This is a genomic window from Streptomyces sp. NPDC056128, from assembly GCF_042263835.1.
Classification (GTDB): Bacteria; Actinomycetota; Actinomycetes; order Streptomycetales; family Streptomycetaceae; genus Streptomyces.
The window spans coordinates 1-21,094 of record NZ_JBHJVQ010000011.1 but is presented as its reverse complement, the minus strand read 5'-3'; the positions used below and the strand labels follow the sequence as shown (position 1 = coordinate 21,094).

Annotated in this window: 20 protein-coding genes and 2 tRNA genes; 11 read left to right on the top strand and 11 right to left on the bottom strand. The window is 71.7% G+C overall.

The genetic code is table 11. The features are described 5' to 3' along the window. The first annotated feature begins 35 nt into the window (after positions 1-35). Both ACFC1X_RS21605 and ACFC1X_RS21600 read left to right on the top strand, forming a co-directional pair. Positions 36-1,181 (top strand): SPFH domain-containing protein, encoded by a 1,146-nt coding sequence (locus tag ACFC1X_RS21605; protein ID WP_376355961.1) that lies wholly within the window; start codon positions 36-38, stop codon positions 1,179-1,181. 117 nt (positions 1,182-1,298) lie between these two features. Beyond that, positions 1,299-1,904 carry a lytic polysaccharide monooxygenase gene (locus tag ACFC1X_RS21600; RefSeq protein WP_376355959.1) on the top strand — a complete coding sequence of 202 codons (606 nt, stop codon included), beginning with the start codon at positions 1,299-1,301 and terminating at the stop codon, positions 1,902-1,904. Positions 1,905-1,958: 54 nt separating this feature from the next. Here the strand turns inward: ACFC1X_RS21600 and ACFC1X_RS21595 are convergent. The 6 genes from ACFC1X_RS21595 to ehuB all read right to left on the bottom strand — a co-directional run bounded on the left by ACFC1X_RS21595 (position 1,959) and on the right by ehuB (position 6,132). Next, positions 1,959-2,032, bottom strand: a tRNA-Lys gene (locus ACFC1X_RS21595). Positions 2,033-2,127: 95 nt separating this feature from the next. Further along, positions 2,128-2,886 (bottom strand): IclR family transcriptional regulator, encoded by a 759-nt coding sequence (locus tag ACFC1X_RS21590; protein WP_376356274.1) that lies wholly within the window; start codon positions 2,884-2,886, stop codon positions 2,128-2,130. 181 nt (positions 2,887-3,067) lie between these two features. Further along, positions 3,068-3,853 carry an ectoine/hydroxyectoine ABC transporter ATP-binding protein EhuA gene (gene ehuA, locus ACFC1X_RS21585; protein WP_161331221.1) on the bottom strand — a complete coding sequence of 262 codons (786 nt, stop codon included), beginning with the start codon at positions 3,851-3,853 and terminating at the stop codon, positions 3,068-3,070. Continuing rightward, complete coding sequence (ehuD, locus tag ACFC1X_RS21580) at positions 3,843-4,493, bottom strand: ectoine/hydroxyectoine ABC transporter permease subunit EhuD (RefSeq protein WP_376355957.1); 651 nt, start codon at positions 4,491-4,493, stop codon at positions 3,843-3,845. The genes ehuA and ehuD overlap by 11 nt, the downstream gene beginning before the upstream one ends. Beyond that, on the bottom strand, positions 4,493-5,206 hold the full coding sequence (gene ehuC / locus ACFC1X_RS21575; RefSeq protein WP_376355955.1) for an ectoine/hydroxyectoine ABC transporter permease subunit EhuC: 714 nt from the start codon (positions 5,204-5,206) through the stop codon (positions 4,493-4,495). The genes ehuD and ehuC overlap by 1 nt, the downstream gene beginning before the upstream one ends. Continuing rightward, a complete protein-coding gene (gene ehuB, locus ACFC1X_RS21570) occupies positions 5,203-6,132 on the bottom strand; it encodes an ectoine/hydroxyectoine ABC transporter substrate-binding protein EhuB (protein ID WP_376355954.1) in 930 nt (309 codons plus the stop codon). The genes ehuC and ehuB overlap by 4 nt, the downstream gene beginning before the upstream one ends. Positions 6,133-6,238: 106 nt before the next feature. On the opposite strand from ehuB, the gene ACFC1X_RS21565 reads away from it, so the two are divergent. Next, on the top strand, positions 6,239-6,733 hold the full coding sequence (locus ACFC1X_RS21565) for a DUF3830 family protein (protein WP_376355952.1): 495 nt from the start codon (positions 6,239-6,241) through the stop codon (positions 6,731-6,733). A gap of 572 nt (positions 6,734-7,305) precedes the next feature. On the opposite strand, the gene ACFC1X_RS21560 is transcribed toward ACFC1X_RS21565, so the two are convergent. Together ACFC1X_RS21560 and ACFC1X_RS21555 are read right to left on the bottom strand one after the other, a co-directional pair. Next, the gene (locus tag ACFC1X_RS21560; RefSeq protein WP_376355950.1) at positions 7,306-8,688 is read right to left on the bottom strand and encodes an amidase; all 1,383 of its coding nucleotides are present in this window, start codon (positions 8,686-8,688) and stop codon (positions 7,306-7,308) included. A gap of 23 nt (positions 8,689-8,711) precedes the next feature. Further along, positions 8,712-9,659 carry a D-2-hydroxyacid dehydrogenase gene (locus tag ACFC1X_RS21555; protein ID WP_376355948.1) on the bottom strand — a complete coding sequence of 316 codons (948 nt, stop codon included), beginning with the start codon at positions 9,657-9,659 and terminating at the stop codon, positions 8,712-8,714. 189 nt (positions 9,660-9,848) lie between these two features. On the opposite strand from ACFC1X_RS21555, the gene ACFC1X_RS21550 reads away from it, so the two are divergent. From ACFC1X_RS21550 to ACFC1X_RS21525, 6 genes are all read left to right on the top strand, one after another. Further along, on the top strand, positions 9,849-10,694 hold the full coding sequence (locus tag ACFC1X_RS21550; RefSeq protein WP_376355946.1) for a decarboxylase: 846 nt from the start codon (positions 9,849-9,851) through the stop codon (positions 10,692-10,694). Then, a complete protein-coding gene (locus ACFC1X_RS21545) occupies positions 10,691-11,422 on the top strand; it encodes a decarboxylase (RefSeq protein ID WP_376355944.1) in 732 nt (243 codons plus the stop codon). Before ACFC1X_RS21550 ends, ACFC1X_RS21545 begins: the two co-directional genes overlap by 4 nt. 393 nt (positions 11,423-11,815) lie before the next feature. Next, positions 11,816-13,375: a polysaccharide lyase family 1 protein gene (locus ACFC1X_RS21540; RefSeq protein ID WP_376355942.1), complete on the top strand. Its 1,560-nt coding sequence runs from the start codon at positions 11,816-11,818 to the stop codon at positions 13,373-13,375. Positions 13,376-13,537: 162 nt separating this feature from the next. Then, positions 13,538-13,885, top strand: coding sequence for a hypothetical protein (locus tag ACFC1X_RS21535; protein WP_376355940.1), 348 nt, complete (start codon positions 13,538-13,540; stop codon positions 13,883-13,885). Positions 13,886-13,997: 112 nt separating this feature from the next. Further along, on the top strand, positions 13,998-14,594 hold the full coding sequence (locus ACFC1X_RS21530) for a bifunctional DNA primase/polymerase (RefSeq protein WP_376355938.1): 597 nt from the start codon (positions 13,998-14,000) through the stop codon (positions 14,592-14,594). Beyond that, a tRNA-Lys gene (locus tag ACFC1X_RS21525) sits at positions 14,585-14,658 on the top strand. Before ACFC1X_RS21530 ends, ACFC1X_RS21525 begins: the two co-directional genes overlap by 10 nt. Positions 14,659-14,731: 73 nt before the next feature. Here the strand turns inward: ACFC1X_RS21525 and ACFC1X_RS21520 are convergent. Then, positions 14,732-16,024 (bottom strand): M6 family metalloprotease domain-containing protein, encoded by a 1,293-nt coding sequence (locus ACFC1X_RS21520; RefSeq protein ID WP_376355936.1) that lies wholly within the window; start codon positions 16,022-16,024, stop codon positions 14,732-14,734. A gap of 284 nt (positions 16,025-16,308) precedes the next feature. On the opposite strand from ACFC1X_RS21520, the gene ACFC1X_RS21515 reads away from it, so the two are divergent. Further along, on the top strand, positions 16,309-18,210 hold the full coding sequence (locus ACFC1X_RS21515) for a putative bifunctional diguanylate cyclase/phosphodiesterase (RefSeq protein WP_376355934.1): 1,902 nt from the start codon (positions 16,309-16,311) through the stop codon (positions 18,208-18,210). Here ACFC1X_RS21515 and ACFC1X_RS21510 read toward each other — a convergent pair. After that, positions 18,189-19,286: an LLM class flavin-dependent oxidoreductase gene (locus ACFC1X_RS21510; RefSeq protein ID WP_376355932.1), complete on the bottom strand. Its 1,098-nt coding sequence runs from the start codon at positions 19,284-19,286 to the stop codon at positions 18,189-18,191. The two genes, ACFC1X_RS21515 and ACFC1X_RS21510, sit on opposite strands and share 22 nt — an antisense overlap. A gap of 70 nt (positions 19,287-19,356) precedes the next feature. Continuing rightward, the gene (locus ACFC1X_RS21505; protein ID WP_376355930.1) at positions 19,357-19,899 is read right to left on the bottom strand and encodes a DUF3291 domain-containing protein; all 543 of its coding nucleotides are present in this window, start codon (positions 19,897-19,899) and stop codon (positions 19,357-19,359) included. Positions 19,900-20,058: 159 nt separating this feature from the next. Between ACFC1X_RS21505 and ACFC1X_RS21500 the strand changes: the two genes are divergently transcribed. Next, positions 20,059-20,988 carry a GNAT family N-acetyltransferase gene (locus ACFC1X_RS21500; protein WP_376355928.1) on the top strand — a complete coding sequence of 310 codons (930 nt, stop codon included), beginning with the start codon at positions 20,059-20,061 and terminating at the stop codon, positions 20,986-20,988. The last annotated feature ends 106 nt before the right edge of the window (positions 20,989-21,094 follow it).

Genomic DNA, 21,094 nt, shown 5'->3' with positions numbered 1-21,094 from the left:
TTCATGAGGCGTCTGGCGCGGAGGCTGGAGCACGCATGAGTACGACATCGTCAACGAACCCGCAGAGCACGGCCCCGGCCGCCGTCGGTCCTTCGCCGGCCGCGGAGACCGGTCACCGGCCCGCCCGGCTCATCCACAACGAGGCCACCACCGAGATCCCCGTCCACCTGCTGTTCCGCGACGACCCCGATCCGGCGCCGGTGCCGTTGCGGCCCGCGGTCGTCGGCCGCCGGCAGGGCACCGGCGAGCAGCCCCGGACGCGGCGGCCCGAGGCGGCGCGACCGCGTCCGGTGCCGCAGGTCGACCCGGAGCTGACGGAGCGTCCGGCCCGGGTGCTGCCCGGCGCCGCGGGAGTGGCCTCCGGGTTCTGCGGAGCGGCCGGCTGCGCGGTCACCTCCTGGTGGGCCGGGGTCGTACCGCCGCTCGCGGCCCAGGCGCTGGGGCTGCCGGCGTACGCCGGTGCCGGGCTCGGGCCCGCGCAGTGGGCGGCGTACGCGGCCGCCGGGGCGCTCGGGATGTTCGGGTTCGGCGGCCTGGCCCGGGGCCGGACCGGACGGGCCTGGGTGCTCGGACTGTTCGGCCGCTACCGGGGGACCGTCCGGCGCACCGGCCTGATGTGGGTGAACCCGCTGCTGCTGCGCCGCCGGGTCGACGTGCGCCTGCGGCACTGGCGCAGCGAGCCGATGCCCGCGGCCGACGGCAACGGGGTCGCGCTCCGGGCGGTGACGCTGGTGGTGTGGCGGGTGCGGGACACCGCGAAGGCCACGCTGGGCGTCGAGGACCACGAGACGTATCTGCGCGAGTGCGTCGAGGCCGCGCTGGCCCGGGTCCCGGTGGAGCCGCTCGGCACGGTCCGCAGCTCGGCCGACGTGGCCGGCGACACGCTGACCCGGCTGGTCGCGGCGGACACGGCGCCGGTCGGGCTGGAGGTGTTCTCGGTGCGGCCGGTCCGGGTGGAGTACGCCCCGGAGGTCGCCGCCGCGATGCACCGGCGCCGGATCGCCGCGCTGGACGCGGCGCAGCGGGCCAGCGTGCTGACCTCGGTCGTGGACTCGGTGGAGGACACGGTGACCCGGCTGACCGTGCGGGGGCTGGTGGAACTGGACGACTACGAGCGCAAGATGCTGGTGAAGGACCTGACGGTGGCGTTCTGCGCGGGGCGCGGGGACACCGGGCACTGACGGGCGAGCCGGTTCCGCTATTGGTATGGACATGTTCAACTAACGGCAATAATCTGAGACTTGGTCTAGACCTGCACGGCTCACTGAACTTCCCCACACGTCACAGGGAGCAGCAGTATGCGCACAAGGACCAAGATGTACGCCGCCGCGGTGGGCATGGCGACCACGGGAGCCCTCGTGCTCTCGTCCGGCGGCGCCAGCGGCCACGGCTACACCGACCTGCCCGTCAGCCGGCAGAAGGTGTGCCAGAACGGCACCGTCAGCGGTTGCGGCGCCATCCAGTGGGAGCCGCAGAGCGTGGAGGGCCCCAAGGGCTTCCCGGCCTCCGGCCCGGCCGACGGGAAGATCTGTTCCGCGGGTGTCGGCTCGTTCGCCCCGCTGGACAGCCCCAGGCAGCCCAACGGCCAGGCGTGGCCGACCACCCGGGTGAGCGGCGGGCAGAGCTACACCTTCCGCTGGCAGTTCACCGCCCGGCACCGCACGACCGACTTCAAGTACTACGTCACCAAGCCGGGCTGGAACCAGAACCACAACCTGGCCCGGTCCGACCTCAACCTGACACCGTTCTTCACGGTGCCCTACAACAACCAGCAGCCCCCGGCCACGCTCTCCCACAGCGGCAGACTGCCGTCCGGGCTGAGCGGACACCACGTGATCGTCGCGGTCTGGACGATCGCCGACACGGGCAACGCGTTCTACGCGTGCTCGGACGTCACCTTCTGATACGAGCGGCACGAGCAAGGTCCCCCTCGCCGGAGCGAGGGGGACCCTGTGCTGTGCGCCGCCAGGGACTCGAACCCCGGACCCGCTGATTAAGAGTCAGCTGCTCTAACCAACTGAGCTAGCGGCGCATGACTCCCGCCGTCCGCTTCCCGCGGCCGGCGACGACGAAAATACTACCCGGTCCCGGGAGGTGCTTTCGACCACGTTCTTGATCGTCAGCGGTCTAGATCGTCAGCGACAGCAGTACCGGCGCCGCGTTCCGGTTCAGCTCGTCCGCCGCCTCGCGCAGCCGGTGCGCCTGCTCCACCGGGAGCGACAGGGCCAGACAGCCCACGGAGGAGCCCGCGGTGATCGGGACGGCCGCGCAGACCGTGCCCACCGCGTACTCCTGGAGGTCGAGGACCGGCACGGTGGGCGGCTGGGACTCCAGCCGGGACAGCAGGAGCTTGTCGCTGGTGATGGTGCGCGAGGTCAGCCGGGCCATCCTGTGCCGGGCCAGGTGGTCGCGGCGGCCCGCGTGGTCCAGCTGGGTCAGCAGGCTCTTGCCGACCGCGGTGGCGTGCGCCGAGACCCGGAAGTCCACCCACTCGTTGACCTTGGGCGTGGTCGGGCCGTCCGCGTAGTGGGTGACGCTGACCTCGCCGTCGACGTACCGGCTGATGTAGACGGCGGCGCCCACCGAGTCGCGCAGCCGGTCCAGGGTGCGCTGGAGCTTGTCGCGCACCGCCTGCTCGCGTCCGTCGGCCGAGCCCAGGCGGGCCAGGGCCTCACCGGTGACGTACGCGCCGTCGGCGGTCTGCTCGACGTAGCCCTCGCGGCGCAGCATGCGCAGGAGCGCGGTCAGCCGCTCCCGGTCGAGACCGGAGCCGCGGCCGAGTTCGGCGGCGGTGACTCCGGAGGTGTGCCGCGTCACCGTCTCCAGGACGCGCAGGGCGTCCTGGGCCGAGTGGTGCGGCGCGGTCGGCTTGTGCTGCAGCGCCACGGTGGTCTCCCCCTGCGCTCGCTGGTGCATCCCGGCTTTCACGATAGCCGCCAAGAGGCCTCGCGTGAGGGCGTGTTGACCGGATTTCGGGGCCCCCATCTGCGACGCAGACCCTCTGGCACATGCCAGTGGCCTGCCCCAACGTCCCGACCTCGGACGTTGGGGCAGGCGCACCGCGCAATTACAGGACCGCGCTGAGAAACTCCCGCGTCCGGTCGTGCTCCGGCTCGCTGAAGATCTTCTCGGGCGGGCCGGCCTCTATGACCCGGCCCGAGTCGAACATCAGCACCTGGTCCGAGATGTCCCGGGCGAAGTTCATCTCGTGGGTCACGCACAGCATGGTGATGTCCGTGCTACGGGCGATGTCCCGGAGCAGGTCGAGGACGCCCGCGACCAGCTCGGGGTCGAGCGCCGAGGTCACCTCGTCGAGGAGCAGCACCTTCGGCCGCATCGCCAGCGCCCGGGCGATCGCCACCCGCTGCTGCTGGCCGCCGGAGAGCTGGGCCGGGTGGGCGTCGCACTTGTCGCCGAGGCCCACCATGTCGAGCAGCTCCTTGGCCCGCTCCACCGCCTCGTCCTTGGACAGACCGAGCACGGTGACCGGCGCCTCGGTGATGTTGCGCAGCACCGTCATGTTCGGGAACAGGTTGAACTGCTGGAACACCATCCCGATCTGCTTGCGCACCTCCCGCCGCTCCTTCTCGGTCGCCGGGAACAGCTTCTGCCCGTCCACGGTGATCGTGCCCTCGTCGGGCTTGAGCAGCGTCATCAGCAGCCGCAGGATCGTCGTCTTGCCCGAGCCGGACGGCCCGATCAGGGTGACGTGCTTGCCCGCGTCCACGGCGAAGTCGAGGTTGTCGAGGACGGTGTTGTCCCCGAACCGCTTGGTGACCCGCTCCAGGCGGATCAGCTCGGAGCCGCCTCGCTCGGGGCTTTTCTCGGGGTTGGGAAGAGTGTCAGTGGACAAGGCGTCGCTCCAGGGCTCGCAGGGCAAGGGAGGCCAGGTAGGAGATGATGATGAAGGCCACACCGATCACCGTCAGGGGCTCGGTGAACTGGAAGTTCTGCTGCGAGAACAGCCGTGCTTCGCCGAGCATCTCCAGCACCGTGATCGCCATCAGCAGCGGCGTGTCCTTGAGCATGGAGATCACGTAGTTGCCCAGGGCGGGCACCACGCGGCGGATCGCCTGCGGCAGGATGACCGCCGTCCACGTCCGCGCGAGCGGCAGGTTGAGCGCCGTCGCGGCCTCCCACTGGCCGACCGGCACCGCCTCGATGCCGGCCCGGTAGACCTGCATCGTGTACGTCGAGTAGTGCAGCCCGATGGCGACCACACCGGTGGTGAGCGCCGAGAAGGTGATGTTCCACTCGGGCAGCACGTAGAAGAGGAAGAACAGCTGCACCAGCAGCGGAGTGTTCCGGATGAACTCGGTGACCACCCCGACCGGCCAGGTCACCCAGCGGCTCGGCACCCGCATCAGCAGCGCCCACACCAGGCCCAGGCCGAAGGAGACCAGCGAGCCGAGGACCAGGATCTGCAGGGTGACCAGCAGACCGTCCCAGAAGTGCGGCATGAAGTCGGAGACCGCGCTCCAGTCCCAGTTCATCAGGCGGCACCCCCCACGTTGCTCGTCTCAGGCCGCTTCAGCTCCGTGTCGGGCTTTCGCGTGGGCGCCTTTCCGACGCCCGCCTTCAGCTTCTTCTCCAGGCCGCGCATCACCCGCGTGAGCAGGAACGCGATCACGAAGTAGATCAGCAGGATGTACGTGTAGATCTCCGCGCTCTCCTGGAGCGCCAGCCGCACCAGGTTGCCGCTGAACGCCAGGTCGCCCATGCCCATGATCGAGACCAGGGCGGTGCCCTTGAGCAGCTCGATCAGCAGGTTGGAGAACGGCGGGATCATTTCCGGCACGGCCTGCGGCAGCAGGATCAGCTTCATCCGCTGCCAGGGCGTGAAGCTCAGCGCGATGCCGCCCTCCCGCTGCGCCGGGTCGACCGCGGCGAGCGAGCCGCGCACGATCTCGGAGCCGTACGCCCCGTAGGTCAGGCCCAGCGCCAGGGTGCCCGCCCACATCGGCACCAGCTGCCAGCCGAAGGCCGGGGGCAGCACGAAGAACACCCAGAAGATCATCACCAGCGCGGAGGTGCCGCGGAACACCTCGGTGTAGAGGCCCGCGAGGAAGCGGACGACCCACAGCCGGTGGGTGCGCGCGATGCCGACCACGAAGGAGACGGCCATCGCCAGCAGGGTGCTGAAGAAGAGCAGCTGGATGGTGACCCAGACGCCCTGGAGTACGAGTTCCCACAGTCCCGAGGTCATCCGCCGCACAGCTCCTTCGCGGTCAGATCGGTCATCTCGTTCTCGGTGAAACCGAAGGGCTTGAGGATGCGCAGCAGTTCGCCGCTCTTCTTGAGCTTCTGCAGCTCGACGTTGAAGGCGTCCCGCAGGTTGGTCTCGTTCGGCCGGAAGGCGAAGCCACCGCCGTCGACGTGCGGTTTGCCGTCGATGATGGGCGAGAAGGCCTCGGTCGCCTCGGCCTTGCTGGACTTCTTGACCACCTCGCGGACGGTCAGCGCCGTTCCCGCGAAGACGTCCACGCGCCCGGACTCGACGGCGTTGAGGCCGGCCACCTGGTCGGGGACGATCAGGATGTCGTCCTCCTTGTACCCGTGCTCCACCGCGTAGGCGATCTCGGCGTAGCCGGTGCCGGTCGCGAACTTGGCCTTCTTCTCGACGACGTCCTTGTAGTTGCGCAGCCCGAGCGGGTTGCCCTTGCGCACGATGTACGCGTCGAGCATCTGGTAGTCGGGGTCGGAGAAGATGACCTGCTGGCAGCGTTCGGGGTTGATGTACATCCCGGCCGCCACGACGTCGAACTGCTGCGACGCCAGCCCGGGGATGAGCGAGCCGAACTCCGTCGGCACCGGCTGCACCCGGTCCACTCCGAGGCGCTTGAAGATGACCTTCGCCAGCTCCGGGGCCTCGCCGGTCAGCTCACCGTTCTTGTCGATGTACCCGAAGGGGATCTCGCCCGCGATGCCGAGCCGTGCGACGCCCTGTGCCTTGAGCCGGTCGAGAAGGTCACCGCCTTCCACGTCGGACGCGGTGGCCACCCGCGAGCAGCCGGCGGCCCCCAGTGCGCCGAGCGCCGCGACCCCCGCGAGCAGCGACCGGCGTGTGGGCCCGGCTGTCCTGGACCTTTGGTCGGATATACCCCTTGGCGGGGTTCTGTGTGGTGGAGCCATGGGCGCGCAGCTACCCGATGGGGGAAGGGTTATGCCGACCGTTTTCAGTCCGATACCTCGGCCCGGCGCCCTTGACCGCGGGGCCGCGGGGCACTGCCATGGAGGCATGGCTGATCGCTACATCGAAGTCTCGCTGGTCAAGCGCGGAATCACCTGCACGGCCCAACTGCTCGACGACCGGGCCCCGATCACCTGCAAGGCCGTCTGGGACGCCCTCCCTCTCGGCAGCGACGTGTATCACGCCAAATACGCGCGCAACGAGATCTACGCCCTCTTCCCGCCCTTCGCGACATCCGAGCCACCACTGGAGAATCCGACGGTAACGCCCATTCCGGGCGACCTGTGCTACTTCGCCTTCGCCGGCGCCGAATTGGGCACCAAGGCGTACGGCTACGACCGGGAGGTCCGCCCGGGCACCACCCTCGTCGACCTCGCCCTGTTCTACGAGCGCAACAACCTCCTGCTCAACGCGGACGTCGGCTGGGTCCCCGGCACCGTCTGGGGCCAGATCATCGAGGGCCTGCCCGCGATGGCCGAGGCCTGCAACGACCTGTGGCGCACGGGGGCGGCGGGAGAAACCCTGAGCTTCCGCCGCGCGTAAGCCTCCGGCGGTTGGGCGGAGGAGGGCGGGGGTCCGTCGCCGGGGGCGGCCCTGGTCCCCTCGCTGGGTGCCCCGGCCCCCCCGCTGGGCGCCCCCGCCCCTCGCCGGGTGCCCCCCCGCTGGGCGCCTCCGGCCCCCGCCGGGTGCCCGGCAGCCTCGCGGGGTGCTGGCCATCTCGCCCGCGGCGTGGTCCTGCCGTCGGGCGGGGGCGTGGGGTCTTCGTGGGGCGCGGCGTCGTGGCTTGGGCGGGGGCTGTGCGGCCGTGCCGGGTCGGCCCCGCCGGGCAGGCATCGGCCCCCCGCCGGGCGGGTGTCGCCCCCCCCGTCGGGCGGGCGTCGCCTCCCCCTTCGGGTGGGCGCGCTCGTGCGGGTGCTACGCGTCGCGGGGGGGCCGGGCCCGGCTCATGCCGGCCCGCTCATGCCGGGCCGCCCGTGCCGACCCCGCCCGTATCGGGCCCGGCTCATGTCGGCCCCGCTCGGGCACGGCCCCGCTCGGGCACGGCCCCGCTCGGGCACGGCCCGGATTACGCCGGGCCCGCATTACGCCGGGCCCGGATTGCGCCGGGCCCGGGACTACGCCGGGTCCGCCTGCAACGCATGTGCCGTGCGTAGGACCAGGTCGTCGCGGTGGCGGGCGGCGATTAGTTGGAGGCCGATGGGGAGGCCGTCCGCGTCGGTGCCCGCTGGGACCGATGCCGCCGGCTGCTGGGTGAGGTTGAAGGGGTAGGTGAAGGGGGTCCAGCCCGTCCACCGGCGGTGGCCGGAGCCCTTCGGTACCTCGGCGCCCGCCTCGAACGCCGTGATCGGCAGCGTCGGCGTGACCAGCAGGTCGTACTCCTCGTGGAAGCGGCCCATCCGCCGGCCCAGCTCCATCCGGACGTCCACCGCGGCCAGGTACTCCAGCGCCGAGTACCGGGCGCCCGCCCCGACGATCTCCCGCAGCCCGGGGTCGAGCAGCTCCCGCTGACCCGCCCGCAGATGCTGCACCACGCGTGCCGCCCCGCTGAACCACAGCGTGTGGAAGGCCTCCACCGGGTCCGAGAAGTCGGGATCCACCTCCGCGACGAACGCGCCCAGTTCCGCCAGCCGCTGCACCGCCCGCCGGACCGCCGTCGCCACCGCCGGGCGCACCGCCACCTGCCCGCCGAGCGAGGGCGAGTACGCCACCCGCAGCCCCCGCACCCCGCCGGCCAGGGCCTCGGTGTACGACCCGGGCGCCGGCCCCAGCGCCGACCAGTCCCGGGCGTCGGGGGTGCCGATGACGTCGAGGAGCAGCGCCGCGTCCGCCGCGTCCCGGGTGATCGGGCCGACGTGCGCGAGGGTGCCGAACGCGCTCGCCGGGTAGAGCGGCACCCGCCCGTACGTCGGTTTCAGGCCGAAGACGCCGCAGAAGGAGGCCGGGATGCGCACGCTCCCGCCGCCGTCCGTGCCGAGCGCCAGCGGCCCCGCCCCGAGCGCCACGGCCGCCGCCGCGCCCCCGCTGGAGCCGCCCGCGGTACGGGCGGGGTCGTGCGGGTTGCGGGTGATGCCGGACAGCGGCGAGTCCGTCACGCCCTTCCAGCCGTACTCGGGCGTGGTCGTCTTGCCGAGGAACACCGCGCCGTGCTCGCGCAGCCGGGCGACGGAAGGCGCGTCCTCGTCCCAGGGGCCGTCCGGGGAGACGGCCAGGGAGCCGCGCAGGGTGGGCTGACCGCGCGTCAGCAGGATGTCCTTCACCGTGACCGGCACCCCGTCCAGGCGCCCGCACGGCTCCCCGCGCCGCCACCGCTCCTCCGCCCGCCGGGCCCGGTCGAGCGCCTCCTCACCGGTGAGCCGGACGAAGGCGTTCACCTCCGGCTGGATCTGTTCGGCCCGCTCCAGGGCCGCCCGGGTCACCTCGACGGGGCTGAAGACACCCTTGCGATAACCGTCGACGAGCTGTACCGCGGTCAGCTCGGTGAGGTCGAGGTCCGTCATGCACCCTCCCGCTTCCTGGGACGTCAGTGTCCGGGCACGTATCCGCGCTTCTTGTCGACCACGTTCGCCAGCGGCCGGCCCGTCGCCCAGCTCTCGAACAAATCCACGAACTGCGCACCCAGTTCGTCCCGCCAGCCGACCGTGTCCCCGCTCATGTGCGGGGAGATGATCAGATCGGGGACCCGCCACAGCGGACTCTCCGGCGCGAGGGGCTCCCGGCTCAGCACGTCCAGCGCGGCACCCGCGATCCAACGCCTGGTCAGCGCCTCGGCCAGGTCGTCCTCCACGACCAGCTGCCCCCGCCCCACGTTCACGAACCGGGCGGAGGGCTGCATCACCCCGAACCGCCGGGCGTCGAACATGCCGCGCGTGTCGTCGGTGAGCGGCGCCGCCGCGACCACCCAGTCGGCGCGGGCCAGCAGCCGGTCCAGCTCGTCCGGCCCGTGGACACCCGTGCGAGCGGTGCGGCCGACCAGCGCGGTGGTGATGCCGAGCGCCTTGAGCGTCTGCGCGATCGCCCGCCCGATCGGCCCGGAACCGACCACACAGGCGCGCGTTCCGGCCACCCGCATGGACTCGCGGTGCCGCCAGGTCCGCTCACCCTGCAACCGCAGGGTCGTCGGCAGGTCCTTCGCCATCGCCAGGACGAGCGCGGCGACGTACTCGGCGATCGGCTGGTCGAAGACACCGCGCGCGTTGGTCACCACCGTCTCGGAATCGGCCAGCTCCGGACACATCAGATGGTCCACCCCGGCGCTCGCCGTGTGCACCCAGCGCGGCCGCGGGCCGTCGCCGGGCCACGCCTCGCGCACCGCGTGCGAGGTGAAGTCCCACACCAGCAGCACGTCGGCGTGCGGCAACCGCTCGGCGAGGGACTTCGCGTCGGTGTGCTCGATCCGGGCCCGGCCGGTCAGCCGGCCCAGTCGGGGGAGTGGTTCGGCGTCCAGGACGAGAAGCGTGGGCGTGCTCATCGGCAGGCTTGTCTCCGGTACGGGGGGACTGGGGGCCGTTCGGGTGTTGACGCGGAAGTTAACCGGCTGTTGACCTGGGAGTGACGCGGGCGGATTGACCACGCTCGCACCGCAACCTACCTTCGTCAACACGGCCGTGCGTAACGGTGCGTTGCCCTCTCCTTCCTCAGTGTGAGGCCGGTGCGTGCCATGGACATCTCCTTTCTCGGCGGACCAGCTCCGCAACGCGGGGTCGGCGTGGTCGCCCCGTTCGACTTCGCACTCGATCGCGAGCTGTGGCGATGGGTGCCCGACGACGTCTCGCTGCACATGACGCGAACCCCTTTTGTGCCCGTCGAGGTCAGTCTGGACCTCGCGCGGATGGTCAGCGAGCACGAAACCCTCGGTGAGGCGGTGCGCACCCTCAACGCCATCGCCCCCGAGGTCGTCGCCTATGCCTGCACCTCGGGCAGTTTCGTCGGCGGAGTCGCCGGCGAACGGGCGATGTGCGAGGCGATGACCTGGGCGGGCGCGGTCCCGTCCGTGACCACCTCCGGCGCGTTGCTGGACGCGCTGGCCGAGTTGGGTGTGCGCCGGCTCGCGCTGGTGACGCCGTACACCGTGTCGGTCACCCGGTCGCTGGAGGCGTACATCGCCGAGGCCGGAGTGACGGTCACGGGCTGCGCCTTCATGGGGCTGACCCGGCACATCTGGAAGGTGCCGTACCGCGACGTGGCCGACATGGCGCGCCAGGCGGTACCGGGCGACGGCACGGCGGACGCCCTCTTCATCTCCTGCACGAACCTCCCCACCTACGACGTCATCCCGCAGCTGGAGGCCGAGCTGCGGATCCCGGTGATCTCGGCCAACCAAGTGACGATGTGGGCGGCGCTGCGCCGACTGGGTACCCGTGCCGTGGGGCCGTACCAGGCGCTGACCGATCCGTCGGCGCGCACCGGCCCCGCGGTGCCGGGACCGGCCGGCCCCGCAGTGGCGGACATGCCGGGCGTCACGGACGGCCCGGACACCGAACAGCAGCAGGAAGGGTGGACATGACAGCACTGGGGTTCCTGTACCCGGGCCACTCCGGCGAGGACGACTATCCACGCATCGAGCAGCTGCTGGGCAGCGACATCCGGGTGGACCTGGTGCACACGGACATCGGCGAGGACGCGCACCGGGTGGACGCCCTGCTGGAGATGGGCTCGCCGCGGCGGCTCGCGGCCGGCGTCGAGGAGCTGCGGCTGGCCGGCGCCGACGCCGTGGTGTGGGCCTGCACCAGTGGCAGTTTCGTGCACGGCTGGGCGGGCGCGCAGGAACAGGTGCGCGGCCTGGCCCAGACGGCGGGACTGCCGGCCTCGTCGACCTCGTTCGCCTTCGTGCACGCGGTGCGGGAGGTCGGGGCGCGGCGGGTCGCGATCGGCGCGACCTATCCGCAGGACGTGGCACAGCTCTTCGCGGAGTTCCTCGGGGCCGCCGGCATCGAGGTGGTCGACGTGGTCGGCTCGGGCATCATCACGGCCGCGGAGGTCGGCACCTGGACCGAGGCGGAGGTGCTGGCGCTGGCCCGCGCCGCCGACCGCCCGGACGCGGAGGCGGTGCTCCTGCCGGACACCGCCCTGCACACGGCGGCCCACATCCCGGCCCTGGAGAAGGAGCTGGGCAAGCCGGTCCTGACGGCGAACCAGGTCACCATCTGGGAGGGCCTGCGTCTGGCGGACCGCCGGGTCAACGCTCCGGAACTGGGCGCGCTCTTCACCCGGGAGCCGGTGGTGCAGGCCTGAGGGCCCTGTCAGGGGTCGTGACACGCGAGAACCCCGGTCCCGCTGCTGCGGGGCCGGGGTTCTCCATGGAGCGCTGGGCAGGCCTTGCACCTGCATTTCCCCACGGGAAGTGGGGCGTCTTTCCTTGGACCACCAACGCACTGCCGGTTCTTGGGGGTTGACCCCCGTGATCAGGCAGCTTGAGCGTACCGCAGCTCCGCTCGGGGTGCACATCGACGCCAGTGCGGTTCACATACATGCCTACCATTCCACTATCTGAAAACACCTGACCCCTTGTCAGGTCTCGGCCCGAACCCTATTCTCACGCCGAGAAAGCGCTTTCCCGACTGTCGTATTGACATGATCGCGACAGTCCATTCGTTCCGGCATGTGAAGACGAAGGGGAGACCGAGGATGAGACGACCCGTCGCGCTGCGACTCCAGGCGGCGCTGGGCACACTGGCCCTCGCCGCCGCGACCGGGGTGGTGCTGGCCATGCCCGAGGCGGCGGCAGCGGCCGGTGGCGCCACCGGCTACGCGACCCAGAACGGCGGCACGACCGGCGGCGCGGGCGGGCAGACGGTCCGGGCCACCACCGGCACCGCGATCCACCAGGCCCTGTGCGGCCGGGCGGACAGCGCCACCCCGATCACCATCGAGGTCGAGGGCACCATCAACCACGGCAACACCAGCAAGGTGTCGGGCGACAGTTGCAGCACGGCCGCCGACAAGATCGAGCTGAAGCAGATCAGCAACGTCACGATCGTCGGGGTCGGCAGCGGTGCCGTCTTCGACCAGCTGGGCATCCACATCCGGGAGTCCAGCAACATCATCATCCAGAACGTGACGGTCCGGAACGTCAAGAAGTCGGGCTCGCCCACCTCCAACGGCGGCGACGCCATCGGCATGGAGAGCGACGTCCGCAACGTCTGGGTCGACCACACCACCCTGGAGGCCTCGGGCGGCGAGTCGGCGGGCTTCGACGGCCTCTTCGACATGAAGGACAACACCCAGTACGTGACCCTGTCCTACAGCGTCCTGCGCAACTCCGGCCGCGGCGGACTGATCGGCTCCAGCGAGAGCGACGTGTCCAACGGGTACGTCACCTTCCACCACAACAAGTACGAGAACATCGACTCCCGCACCCCCCTGCTGCGCGGCGGCACCTCGCACATCTACAACAACCACTACGTGAGCCTCAACGAGTCCGGCATCAACTCCCGGGCCGGCGCCAAGGCCAAGGTGGACAACAACTACTTCGAGGACTCCAAGGACGTCCTCGGCACCTTCTACACCGACCAGGCCGGCTACTGGCAGGTCAGCGGCAACATCTTCGACAACGTGACCTGGTCCGAGCCCGGCGAGGACACCAACCCGGCCGGACCCGACCCGCGGTCCAACACCACGGTCTCCATCCCGTACTCCTACGGCCTGGACGCCGCCTCCTGCGTACCGGACGTGGTGAGCGCCACGGCGGGCGCGAACAAGGGTCTCAAGGTGTCCGACGGCAGCTGCACACCGCAGAACCCCGACCCGTCCCCGGACCCCACCGACCCGGACCCGACCGACCCGACCGAGCCGTCCCCGGACCCGACCGACCCGCCGAGCGGCACCAACCTCAGCGTCGGGGCCGGCGCCGACGGCTCGTCCAAGGCGAGCGGCACCAGCTACGGCAACGTGCGCGACGGTGACCTGGGTACGTACTGGTCGCCGGCCGGGACGACCGGCTCGGTCTCCGTGAAGTGGTCGTCCCCCGTCACGGTCTCCAAGGTCGCCATCCGGGAGGCGGCGGGATCCGAGGGCGCCATCGGCTCCTACCGGCTCGTCGACCACGGCACCGGAGCCGTGCTGGCCACCGGCAGCGGGGCGGGCGTGATCAGCTTCCCGGCGGTCTCCCTGACGAAGATCACCTTCGAGATCACCGGCGCCTCCGGCACCCCGAAGGTCGCCGAGTTCGAGACGTACGCGGGCTAGCGAGCCGCGTGGCACCGCCCCAGGGGGCGGGGTGTGTCCGGGCGCCGCGCCGGGCACCCCCGCCCTCTTGCGCGGGCGCGGGACAATGGACGGTGGCCCACTCCGACGGAGTGCCCCCGCGTGCGGGGGGAGGGTCGTCGTGACGTACGAGGAGGAGAAGACATGGCGGAGCCCACGCCGCGTCGGAACGAACCGCGGCTACGCCCCGCGCCCCTGCTCTTCGAGCCGGCGGAGGCGGCCGCCGATCCCGAGCACTTCTTCGACCTCGAGTCGATCGACGACCCCCGGGAGCTGCTGGAGCGCGCCACCGAGCTGACGCAGGCCTTCCGCGCGGCGGCGGACCGCGCGATGGAGTACCAGGCGATCGCGGCGGCGCAGCTGGCCGACCCGCGACGGTTCGACCGGCTCACCGCCGCGGACATCGCCGAGCGCGCCGAGTGGACCGAGGACTACGCCAAGAAGATGGTGGAGTTCGGACGCGATCTGATGCGCGGCGAGCCGGCGGAGTAACCCGACCGCATATGCCAGGAGGGTGGGCAAGATACTCCCTTCCCTGCTGTCCTGTCCCCGTTTCCCGCAACCCAGCGGAGCGGCTCCCTCACGCCCGGTAGATGTATGCGGCATGAGCAGCACACGCAACGCCACGCCCCACGTCTCGGACGTCACCTCGGACGGCGCCGCCTGGCTGGCCTCGGCGAGCGCGTATCCGCGCAGCACGCTCGCGCTGTGGGAGGAGCGGCCCGAGGCCCCGGTCGTCCTGCCCTGCGGTTCGGCCTTCGACGTGGTGAGCGCCCCCGCGATCTTCGGGCGCCGGATGCTGGACCGGATGTGGGACGACGGCCCGGGGTCCGGCCCGGTGGCGGAGTTCCGGGGCCGGATGCTGCTGTTCGCCGCGCCGGGCACCGCCCAGCGGCTGCCGTCGCTCCTCGAGTGGGAGGAGTGGAGCGCCCGCGGCAGGGGTGACGGGCGTACGGGCGCGGTGCCGCCGCTGCTGTGTCACGGCGCCGGGGACGCGGTGACCGTACCGGCCCCCGCGGGCGGGCCCGCCCGTTCCGGGTCGCGGTGGCTCGTCGCGCCGGACACCCGCATGCCGTGGCTGCCGGGCCCGGAAATCCTGCTCTGGGCGGCCGTGAGAGCGGCCCGATCCGCGGTGCGGATTTCGATTTTTCCCTCTGCCGACCAGGATGCTAAGGTCTACGACGTCAGCAGGCGCCGCTAGCTCAGTTGGTTAGAGCAGCTGACTCTTAATCAGCGGGTCCGGGGTTCGAGTCCCTGGCGGCGCACAGACAACGGAAAGGCCCCTCGCCCAGGCGAGGGGCCTTTCCGTTGTCTGGGACGCCCCTGACACGACTCCGCTCACCCCGGTGTGATCTGCACCGTCCACGCCCCCGACTCCGAGCGTCCCTCCACCGCCACGTGGACGCCCTCGCCCGGGACCGTGAAGCTCTCGCCCGGGCCCACCGGGGCGTCGGCGAGGGGTGGGTAGACCGAGTCGGCCCAGCAGGCCTCGGTGTCCGGGTGGGCGTCGATCACCTCGATCGGTCCGCCCCCGGACTCCGCCCCGCTGTGCACCCGGTACACCAGCACCCCCGCCCGGCAGGCGGAGGCGTCGTTGCCGACCGGGCTCCGCACCTCGAAGGCGAGCACGGTGTCCGCGCCCGTGCGCACCACGGCCAGCTTCGTCCCCCGCCCGAGACCGAAGGCCGGCGCCCCGGCCGCGCCGGTCACCATGACCCCCGGCCCCGCCGCCAGCGGCTCCAGCGTCAGCCGGGTCGGCCCGCTGCCCCGTACACAGGCCACCTGCCGGGGTTCCAGCCAGCCCAGCTTCCACTTGTGCCAGCCGAACAGGTCCGGGGCGAGTCCGAACTGGCTGCCCATCAGGTCCCAGTCGCCGACATGGGTGTCCCAGTCGCCCTCGCCGTCGACGGGCCGGTGGTAGAGGTCGGGCAGGTCGAAGACGTGTCCCGTCTCGTGGGCCAGGACCAGCCGGTCGGGCGGATGGTTCTCGAAGACCGTGACGACCCGCCGCACGTCGGTGCCGTCGGCCCGCATCGGGCGCTCCAGGTTGACGACCTTCGTGGCGTCGGAGTCCACGCCGGGCGCGTCCGGGTCCGCGACGAAGTAGACGACGTCGTAGCGGGAGAAGTCGATGTGCCGGTCGGCGGCCCGCAGCGCGTCGCGCAGGTAGGCGGCCCGGTGCTCGGGGCGCCAGTCGCGCCGTATGGCGTACGACGTCGACGGGCTCGGCATCGGGATCCAGTCCCGCATCGGGTGCGGGCGCAGGTTGAAGGCGCCGTACGAGGCCTGCTGGAAGAAGCGGCTGGTGGCCGGGAAGTGGTCGGCGGTGAGCTCGGCCGGCGAGGTCAGCGGCTGGGAGTCGGGGAAGGACAGGAAGACCATCACCGCGTCCAGGGCGCGGGCGGGCCGCGGATAGGCGGCGTTCCAGGTGTCCAGGCCCTCGGAGTGGTGCACCTCGGTGCGCTGGAGGGCGCAGGGCTCCGGTGAGAACGGCTCGGCGACCGAGGGGGCGGTGATCAGGGAGGTCGCCGCGAGCGCCGACATGGTGGTGCACACCGCCGCCGTGCTGCGCAGGCGTGGCACATGAACCTCCGGGTGCGGTCGACGGGACACCGCACCCAGCTTGTGCATGATTGTCGTATTACGCCCTGTTCGCCTGCACCGGATGGGTGAGCCGTCCGTGGTTTCGTCGTCGGCCTCCCGGTCGACACCCCGGCAACACTCACGGAACGTCACAACTGGTCGGAGGCATGAAGAACCCGTCCAGGTGTGAGCAGAAACGATCTCTCAGAGTGGCCGCTCGGTCCGGAACGCGGAAAGGCGGCTGGAAGGGCCCGGTGTCAGCCTCTATGATCGGCACACTTTCCTGCACGAACAGAGCACGAACAGAGATCGAGGCACTGCGGGAGCGAGCGGTGAACGGAACCTCCGAAGGGCCGACGTCCGCGGCAGACCTCGACCGGTCAGCCGTCACAGAGAGTGACCAAGATCTGGCTCCTCGTACGGCGCGCGAGAGACCCGCGGCCTATCGCTCGGTGTTCACCGCCGCCCCCCTCGCCATGGCCGTCGTCGACGCCGAGGGCCTGGTCGTCAGCGCCAACGACACCCTCGGCACCCTGCTCGGCAACGACCCCGACGCGCTGGTGGGCTGCGCGGCGGCCGACCTCGTCGACCTCGCCTCCGACGCCGGTATCTGGCACGCCTACCGCGAGGTGCTGCGCGGCCGGCAGCCCCGGCTGCGCTGCACCCGGCGGCTGAAGCGGGCCGACGGGCACTCCCTGTGGGCGCAGGTGACGGTCGAGCCGCTGGCCGACGCCGGGGACACCCCGGGCCTCCTGCTGTCCGTCGCCGACGTCAGCGCGCGGCGCGAACTCCAGGCGCGGCTGCGCCACCTCCAGATGCACGACCCGGTGACCCGGCTGCCCAACCGCGCCCTGTTCTTCGAACGGCTGACCGCCGCCCTGGAGGCGGAGACGTACGAGCACGGCGGCACCGGCCGGATCGGTGTCTGCTACCTGGACCTGGACGGCTTCAAGGCCGTCAACGACACCCACGGCCACCGCGTCGGCGACCGGCTGCTGGCCGCCGTGGCCGAGCGGCTGACGCGGTGCGCGGAGGAGGCCGCCGACGCGCGTTCGGGCGGCGCCCCGCTGGTGGCCCGGCTCGGCGGTGACGAGTTCGCCCTCCTCGTGGAGGACTCCCTGGGCACCGACCAGGTCGCCGACCTGGCCGGAGCGGTTCTGGCGGCCCTCCAGCCGCCGTTCGAGCTGTCCGACCGCCGCCTGTCGGTCACCGCCTCGGTCGGCGTCGTCGAACGCCACACCGCCGGTACCACCCCCACCGCCCTGATGCAGGCGGCCGACACGACCCTGTACTGGGCCAAGGCCGACGGCCGGGCCCGCTGGACGCTCTTCGACCCGGAGCGCAACGCCAACCGCATGACGCGCCAGGCGCTCGCGGCCACGCTCCGTCCCGCCATCGAGCGCGGCGAGTTCGCACTGGAGTACCAGCCGCTGGTCGGCATGGAGGACGGCCGGGTGCGGGGCGTCGAGGCGCTCATCCGCTGGAATCATCCTCAGTTCGGCGTACTGGCGCCGAATCGGTTCATCGCACTGGCGGAGGAGGATGGCTCGATCGTTCCGCTCGGCCGCTGGATCCTGCGCACGGCCTGCCACCAGGCCCGCCGCTGGCAGCTCGCCCACCCGGACGATCCGCCGATCTTCGTCAGCGTCAACGTGGCGGTCCGCCAGGTCTGGGACTCCGACCTGGTGGCGGACGTGGCCCGCACCCTGGAGGAGACGGGCCTCGCCCCGCACCTGCTCCAGCTGGAGCTGACCGAGTCGGCGGTCATGGGCTCGGCGGGCCGACCGCTCCAGGTCCTCAAGGCGCTCAGTGACATGGGCGTCCACATCGCCATCGACGACTTCGGCACCGGCTACTCGAACCTGGCCTACCTCAGCCGGCTCCCGGTCTCCGTCCTGAAGCTGGACGGCGCCTTCGTGCGGGGCTTCCAGTACGACGCGGTACCGGACGGCGACGCGGACGGCGGCCCCCGCGCGGGAGCCGGCGCAGGCGCCGCCAACCCGGCCGACGAGGTCATCGTCGAGGCGATGGTCCAGCTCGCGCACCGGCTCGGCCTGACCGTCACCGCCGAGTGCGTGGAGACCTCCGACCAGGCGACCCGCCTGCGCCGCATCGGCTGCGACACCGGTCAGGGCTGGCTGTACTCCCGACCGGTGGCACCGGACCGCATCTCCGCGCTGCTGGGCTCCGCCGGGCCCGGCGCGGCCGGGGTTCAGGCGGTCGGCAAGCCGTAGGCGTCGGCGATCAGCTCGTAGGAACGCAGACGCACGTCGCCGCCGTGGGCGTTGGCGGTGAGCATCAGCTCGTCGGCGCCGGTGCGCTTGCGCAGGTCGTCCAGGCCGGTCCGCACCTCGTCGGCGGTGCCGTGGATGACGTTGGCGTTCCAGGACCGCACGAACTCCTCCTCCATCGGGCTGAAGTCGTACGCCTCGGCCTCCTCGGGCGTCGGCACGAGCCCCGGCCGGCCCGTGCGCAGCCGCACCATGTTCAGCGCGGCCGCCTGCACCTGCCGGCGGGCCTCCTTCTCGTCGTCGGTCGCGAGCGCGGAGACGCCGATGAGGGCGTAGGGCGCGTCCAGGACGGCGGACGGCCGGAAGGAGTCCCGGTACAGGTCGAGCGCCGGGACGGTGTTCTGCGCGGAGAAGTGGTGCGCGAAGGCGAACGGCAGCCCGAGGGTGCCGGCCAGCCGCGCGCTGAACCCGGAGGAGCCGAGCAGCCATACCGGCGGCCGGTGGGCCGACTGCACGCCCCCGGGCGAGGTCGCCTGCACGGGCCCCGGCACGGCGTGGATACGCCCGTACGGGTGCCCGTCGGGGAAGTCGTCGTCCAGGAACCGGATCAGCTCGGCGAGCTGCTGCGGGAAGTCGTCGGCGCCTTCGCCCAGCCGGTCCGTGCGGCGCAGGGCGGCGGCGGTGGCCCCGTCCGTGCCGGGCGCCCGGCCGAGGCCCAGATCCACCCGCCCCGGTGCCATGGCCTCCAGCGTCCCGAACTGCTCCGCGATCACCAGCGGCGCGTGGTTCGGCAGCATGACGCCGCCCGAACCGAGCCGGATGCGGTCCGTGTGGGCGGCGAGGTGGGCCAGGATCACCGCGGGGGAGGAGGAGGCGACGCCGGGCATGGAGTGGTGCTCGGCGACCCAGTACCGGTGGAAGCCGCGCTTCTCGGCCAGGCGCGCGATGTCCACGCTGGTCCGCAGGGCGTCGGTGGCGGTCCGGCCGGCGCCGACGGTCACCAGGTCCAGCACGGAGAGGGGGACGGGAGCGGTGCCCTGGGCGGTGCCCCGGATCTCCTCTACGGCGTCTGCGGCCATGGTGGGGTGCCTCCTGTTGCTCGTGACGTTTCGTGGGTCGCTGCGCGACGTAACAGGAGGGGGCCTCCGGTTATTCCCCGGCCATCGGGTACGGCCCGCGCGCACTGCCCTCCGGGGCGAACGAGTGGCGGAAGGTGAAGGCGTGCGGCGCGGGGCCGTGGTCGTGCAGGTGCTCCAGCCTGGAGACCCCGTCCTGCCAGGTGGGTATCACGCCGTCGGAGACCCACCAGAACACGTAATTCGGGTGTCCTGTCCTCTCGAACCAGTCGTAACGCCGGTTCAGCGCCTCACGGTGCAGCCCGGTGTAGACGGCGTCGAAGGCGGGGCGCAGGTCGGTCCAGAGCGAGAGGGTCGTGGCCAGGGCGGTGGTCGCCACCGTACGGCCCTTGCCGTACCAGGCCGGTACGGCGAACTCTCCCCACACACCCCAGTCCGCCTCGAAGAGCATGCCCTGGTCGCCGTCCGCGGCTTCCGCATGCCCGAGGTATCCGGGCTGCTGACTGATCTTCCGGTAGACGGCCTCACCCACGTCGTAGAACTCGCGCGTGAGCGGCGCGGGATCGACGAGAGGCGACTTCAGGACGCCGAAGGTGTACAGCGCAAGACGGGGCACGCGTCTCTCCTTGGTCGGGGGCAGGTGAAGGTAACTGCCTCCGCGGGCCCTGTCGAAGTTGCGCTTTTCCTGTCCACGTGGCCGGTACGATTTCCGCATACCGCACCGGCAGCGGCCTCCCTCAGCTCCCCCATGACGTGTTTCGGAGGCCAGTCAGTCATGTCCGACTTCACCGTGCGTCCCTTCCGTCGCGACGACCGCGACCAGGTCACCGATCTGGTCAACGCGCACGTCGCGGCCACCGTCCCCGGCCTGTCGGTCTCGGTCAACGCCGTGCTCGGTCAACTCGCCCGCGATCCGGCCGAGTTCGTGGTCGACCCGTGGGTCGTCGAACGGAGCACGCTGGTCGCCGAGCAGCGGGGGCGTGTCGTCGCCGCGGCGCACCTGCTCCGCTACGGCTCGGACGAGACCGTCGGTCCTGCCTACCGGAACGTCGGTGAGGTCTGCTGGCTGGTGTACTGGCCGGTCTCTCCGGACGGCCCGGCCGCACGGTTCATCCCGGACTGCGTCCCGGCCGCCGAGGCGCTGCTGACCGCCTGCCTGGCGCAGTTCGCCCGGTGGCGGGTCGGCTCCGTGACGGCCGGTGGAGACCTCCCCGCTCCTACCTTCTGCGGAGTCCCCGACCAGTGGCCGCACATCGCCGACCTCTACGAGCGGGCCGGATTCCGGCACACCCGGACGGAGTTCCTGCTCCTCGCCGACGTGGCGGACCTGCCGGCCCCGACCCCTGACGTGGCCCTCGGCAGGAAGGTCCGCCGCTCGGTCGGCATCAACGGCACACGCCTCACCGTCGACGAGGCCGGCTACATCGAGATCGACACCAACCTCCACGGCACCGGCCGCTTCACCCCCCACGCCGCCTGGGCCGACATCGGAAACCTGCACGTCACCGACCCCGCACTCGACTACGAGACCACCGCCACGGCGCTCGTCGCCCATGCCGCCGACTGGTTGCGCCTGGCCCGCGTCGACCGCCTCCTGGCCTACTCGGGACCCGACCCCGACGACGCCGCCGAGCTGCGCCTCCTCACCGCCCTCGGTTTCCGAGTCCTCACCCGCAACCGCTGCGGCTGGGTGCGGCGGTCGTAGGGCGGCCGGGACCTAGTGATCTGGTTCGGAGATGCGTGAGCAGTAGCGGCAGATGCGGTCGAGGATCTGGTCGGCGGTCTTGGTCCACTTGAAAGGCCGGGCATCG

Bases quoted from the DNA above. Each gene is read 5' to 3' on its own strand.
- ACFC1X_RS21605 (WP_376355961.1), top strand. From the start codon at position 36: ATGAGTACGACATCGTCAACGAACCCGCAGAGCACGGCCCCGGCCGCC.
- ACFC1X_RS21545 (WP_376355944.1), top strand. From the start codon at position 10,691: ATGACAGCACTGGGGTTCCTGTACCCGGGCCACTCCGGCGAGGACGAC.
- ACFC1X_RS21500 (WP_376355928.1), top strand. From the start codon at position 20,059: ATGTCCGACTTCACCGTGCGTCCCTTCCGTCGCGACGACCGCGACCAG.
- ACFC1X_RS21530 (WP_376355938.1), top strand. From the start codon at position 13,998: ATGAGCAGCACACGCAACGCCACGCCCCACGTCTCGGACGTCACCTCG.
- ACFC1X_RS21540 (WP_376355942.1), top strand. From the start codon at position 11,816: ATGAGACGACCCGTCGCGCTGCGACTCCAGGCGGCGCTGGGCACACTG.
- ACFC1X_RS21560 (WP_376355950.1), bottom strand. From the start codon at position 8,688: ATGACGGACCTCGACCTCACCGAGCTGACCGCGGTACAGCTCGTCGAC.
- ehuD (WP_376355957.1), bottom strand. From the start codon at position 4,493: ATGAACTGGGACTGGAGCGCGGTCTCCGACTTCATGCCGCACTTCTGG.
- ACFC1X_RS21565 (WP_376355952.1), top strand. From the start codon at position 6,239: ATGGCTGATCGCTACATCGAAGTCTCGCTGGTCAAGCGCGGAATCACC.
- ACFC1X_RS21520 (WP_376355936.1), bottom strand. From the start codon at position 16,024: ATGCACAAGCTGGGTGCGGTGTCCCGTCGACCGCACCCGGAGGTTCAT.
- ACFC1X_RS21510 (WP_376355932.1), bottom strand. From the start codon at position 19,286: ATGGCCGCAGACGCCGTAGAGGAGATCCGGGGCACCGCCCAGGGCACC.
- ACFC1X_RS21535 (WP_376355940.1), top strand. From the start codon at position 13,538: ATGGCGGAGCCCACGCCGCGTCGGAACGAACCGCGGCTACGCCCCGCG.
- ACFC1X_RS21550 (WP_376355946.1), top strand. From the start codon at position 9,849: ATGGACATCTCCTTTCTCGGCGGACCAGCTCCGCAACGCGGGGTCGGC.
- ehuB (WP_376355954.1), bottom strand. From the start codon at position 6,132: ATGGCTCCACCACACAGAACCCCGCCAAGGGGTATATCCGACCAAAGG.
- ACFC1X_RS21600 (WP_376355959.1), top strand. From the start codon at position 1,299: ATGCGCACAAGGACCAAGATGTACGCCGCCGCGGTGGGCATGGCGACC.
- ACFC1X_RS21555 (WP_376355948.1), bottom strand. From the start codon at position 9,659: ATGAGCACGCCCACGCTTCTCGTCCTGGACGCCGAACCACTCCCCCGA.
- ehuC (WP_376355955.1), bottom strand. From the start codon at position 5,206: ATGACCTCGGGACTGTGGGAACTCGTACTCCAGGGCGTCTGGGTCACC.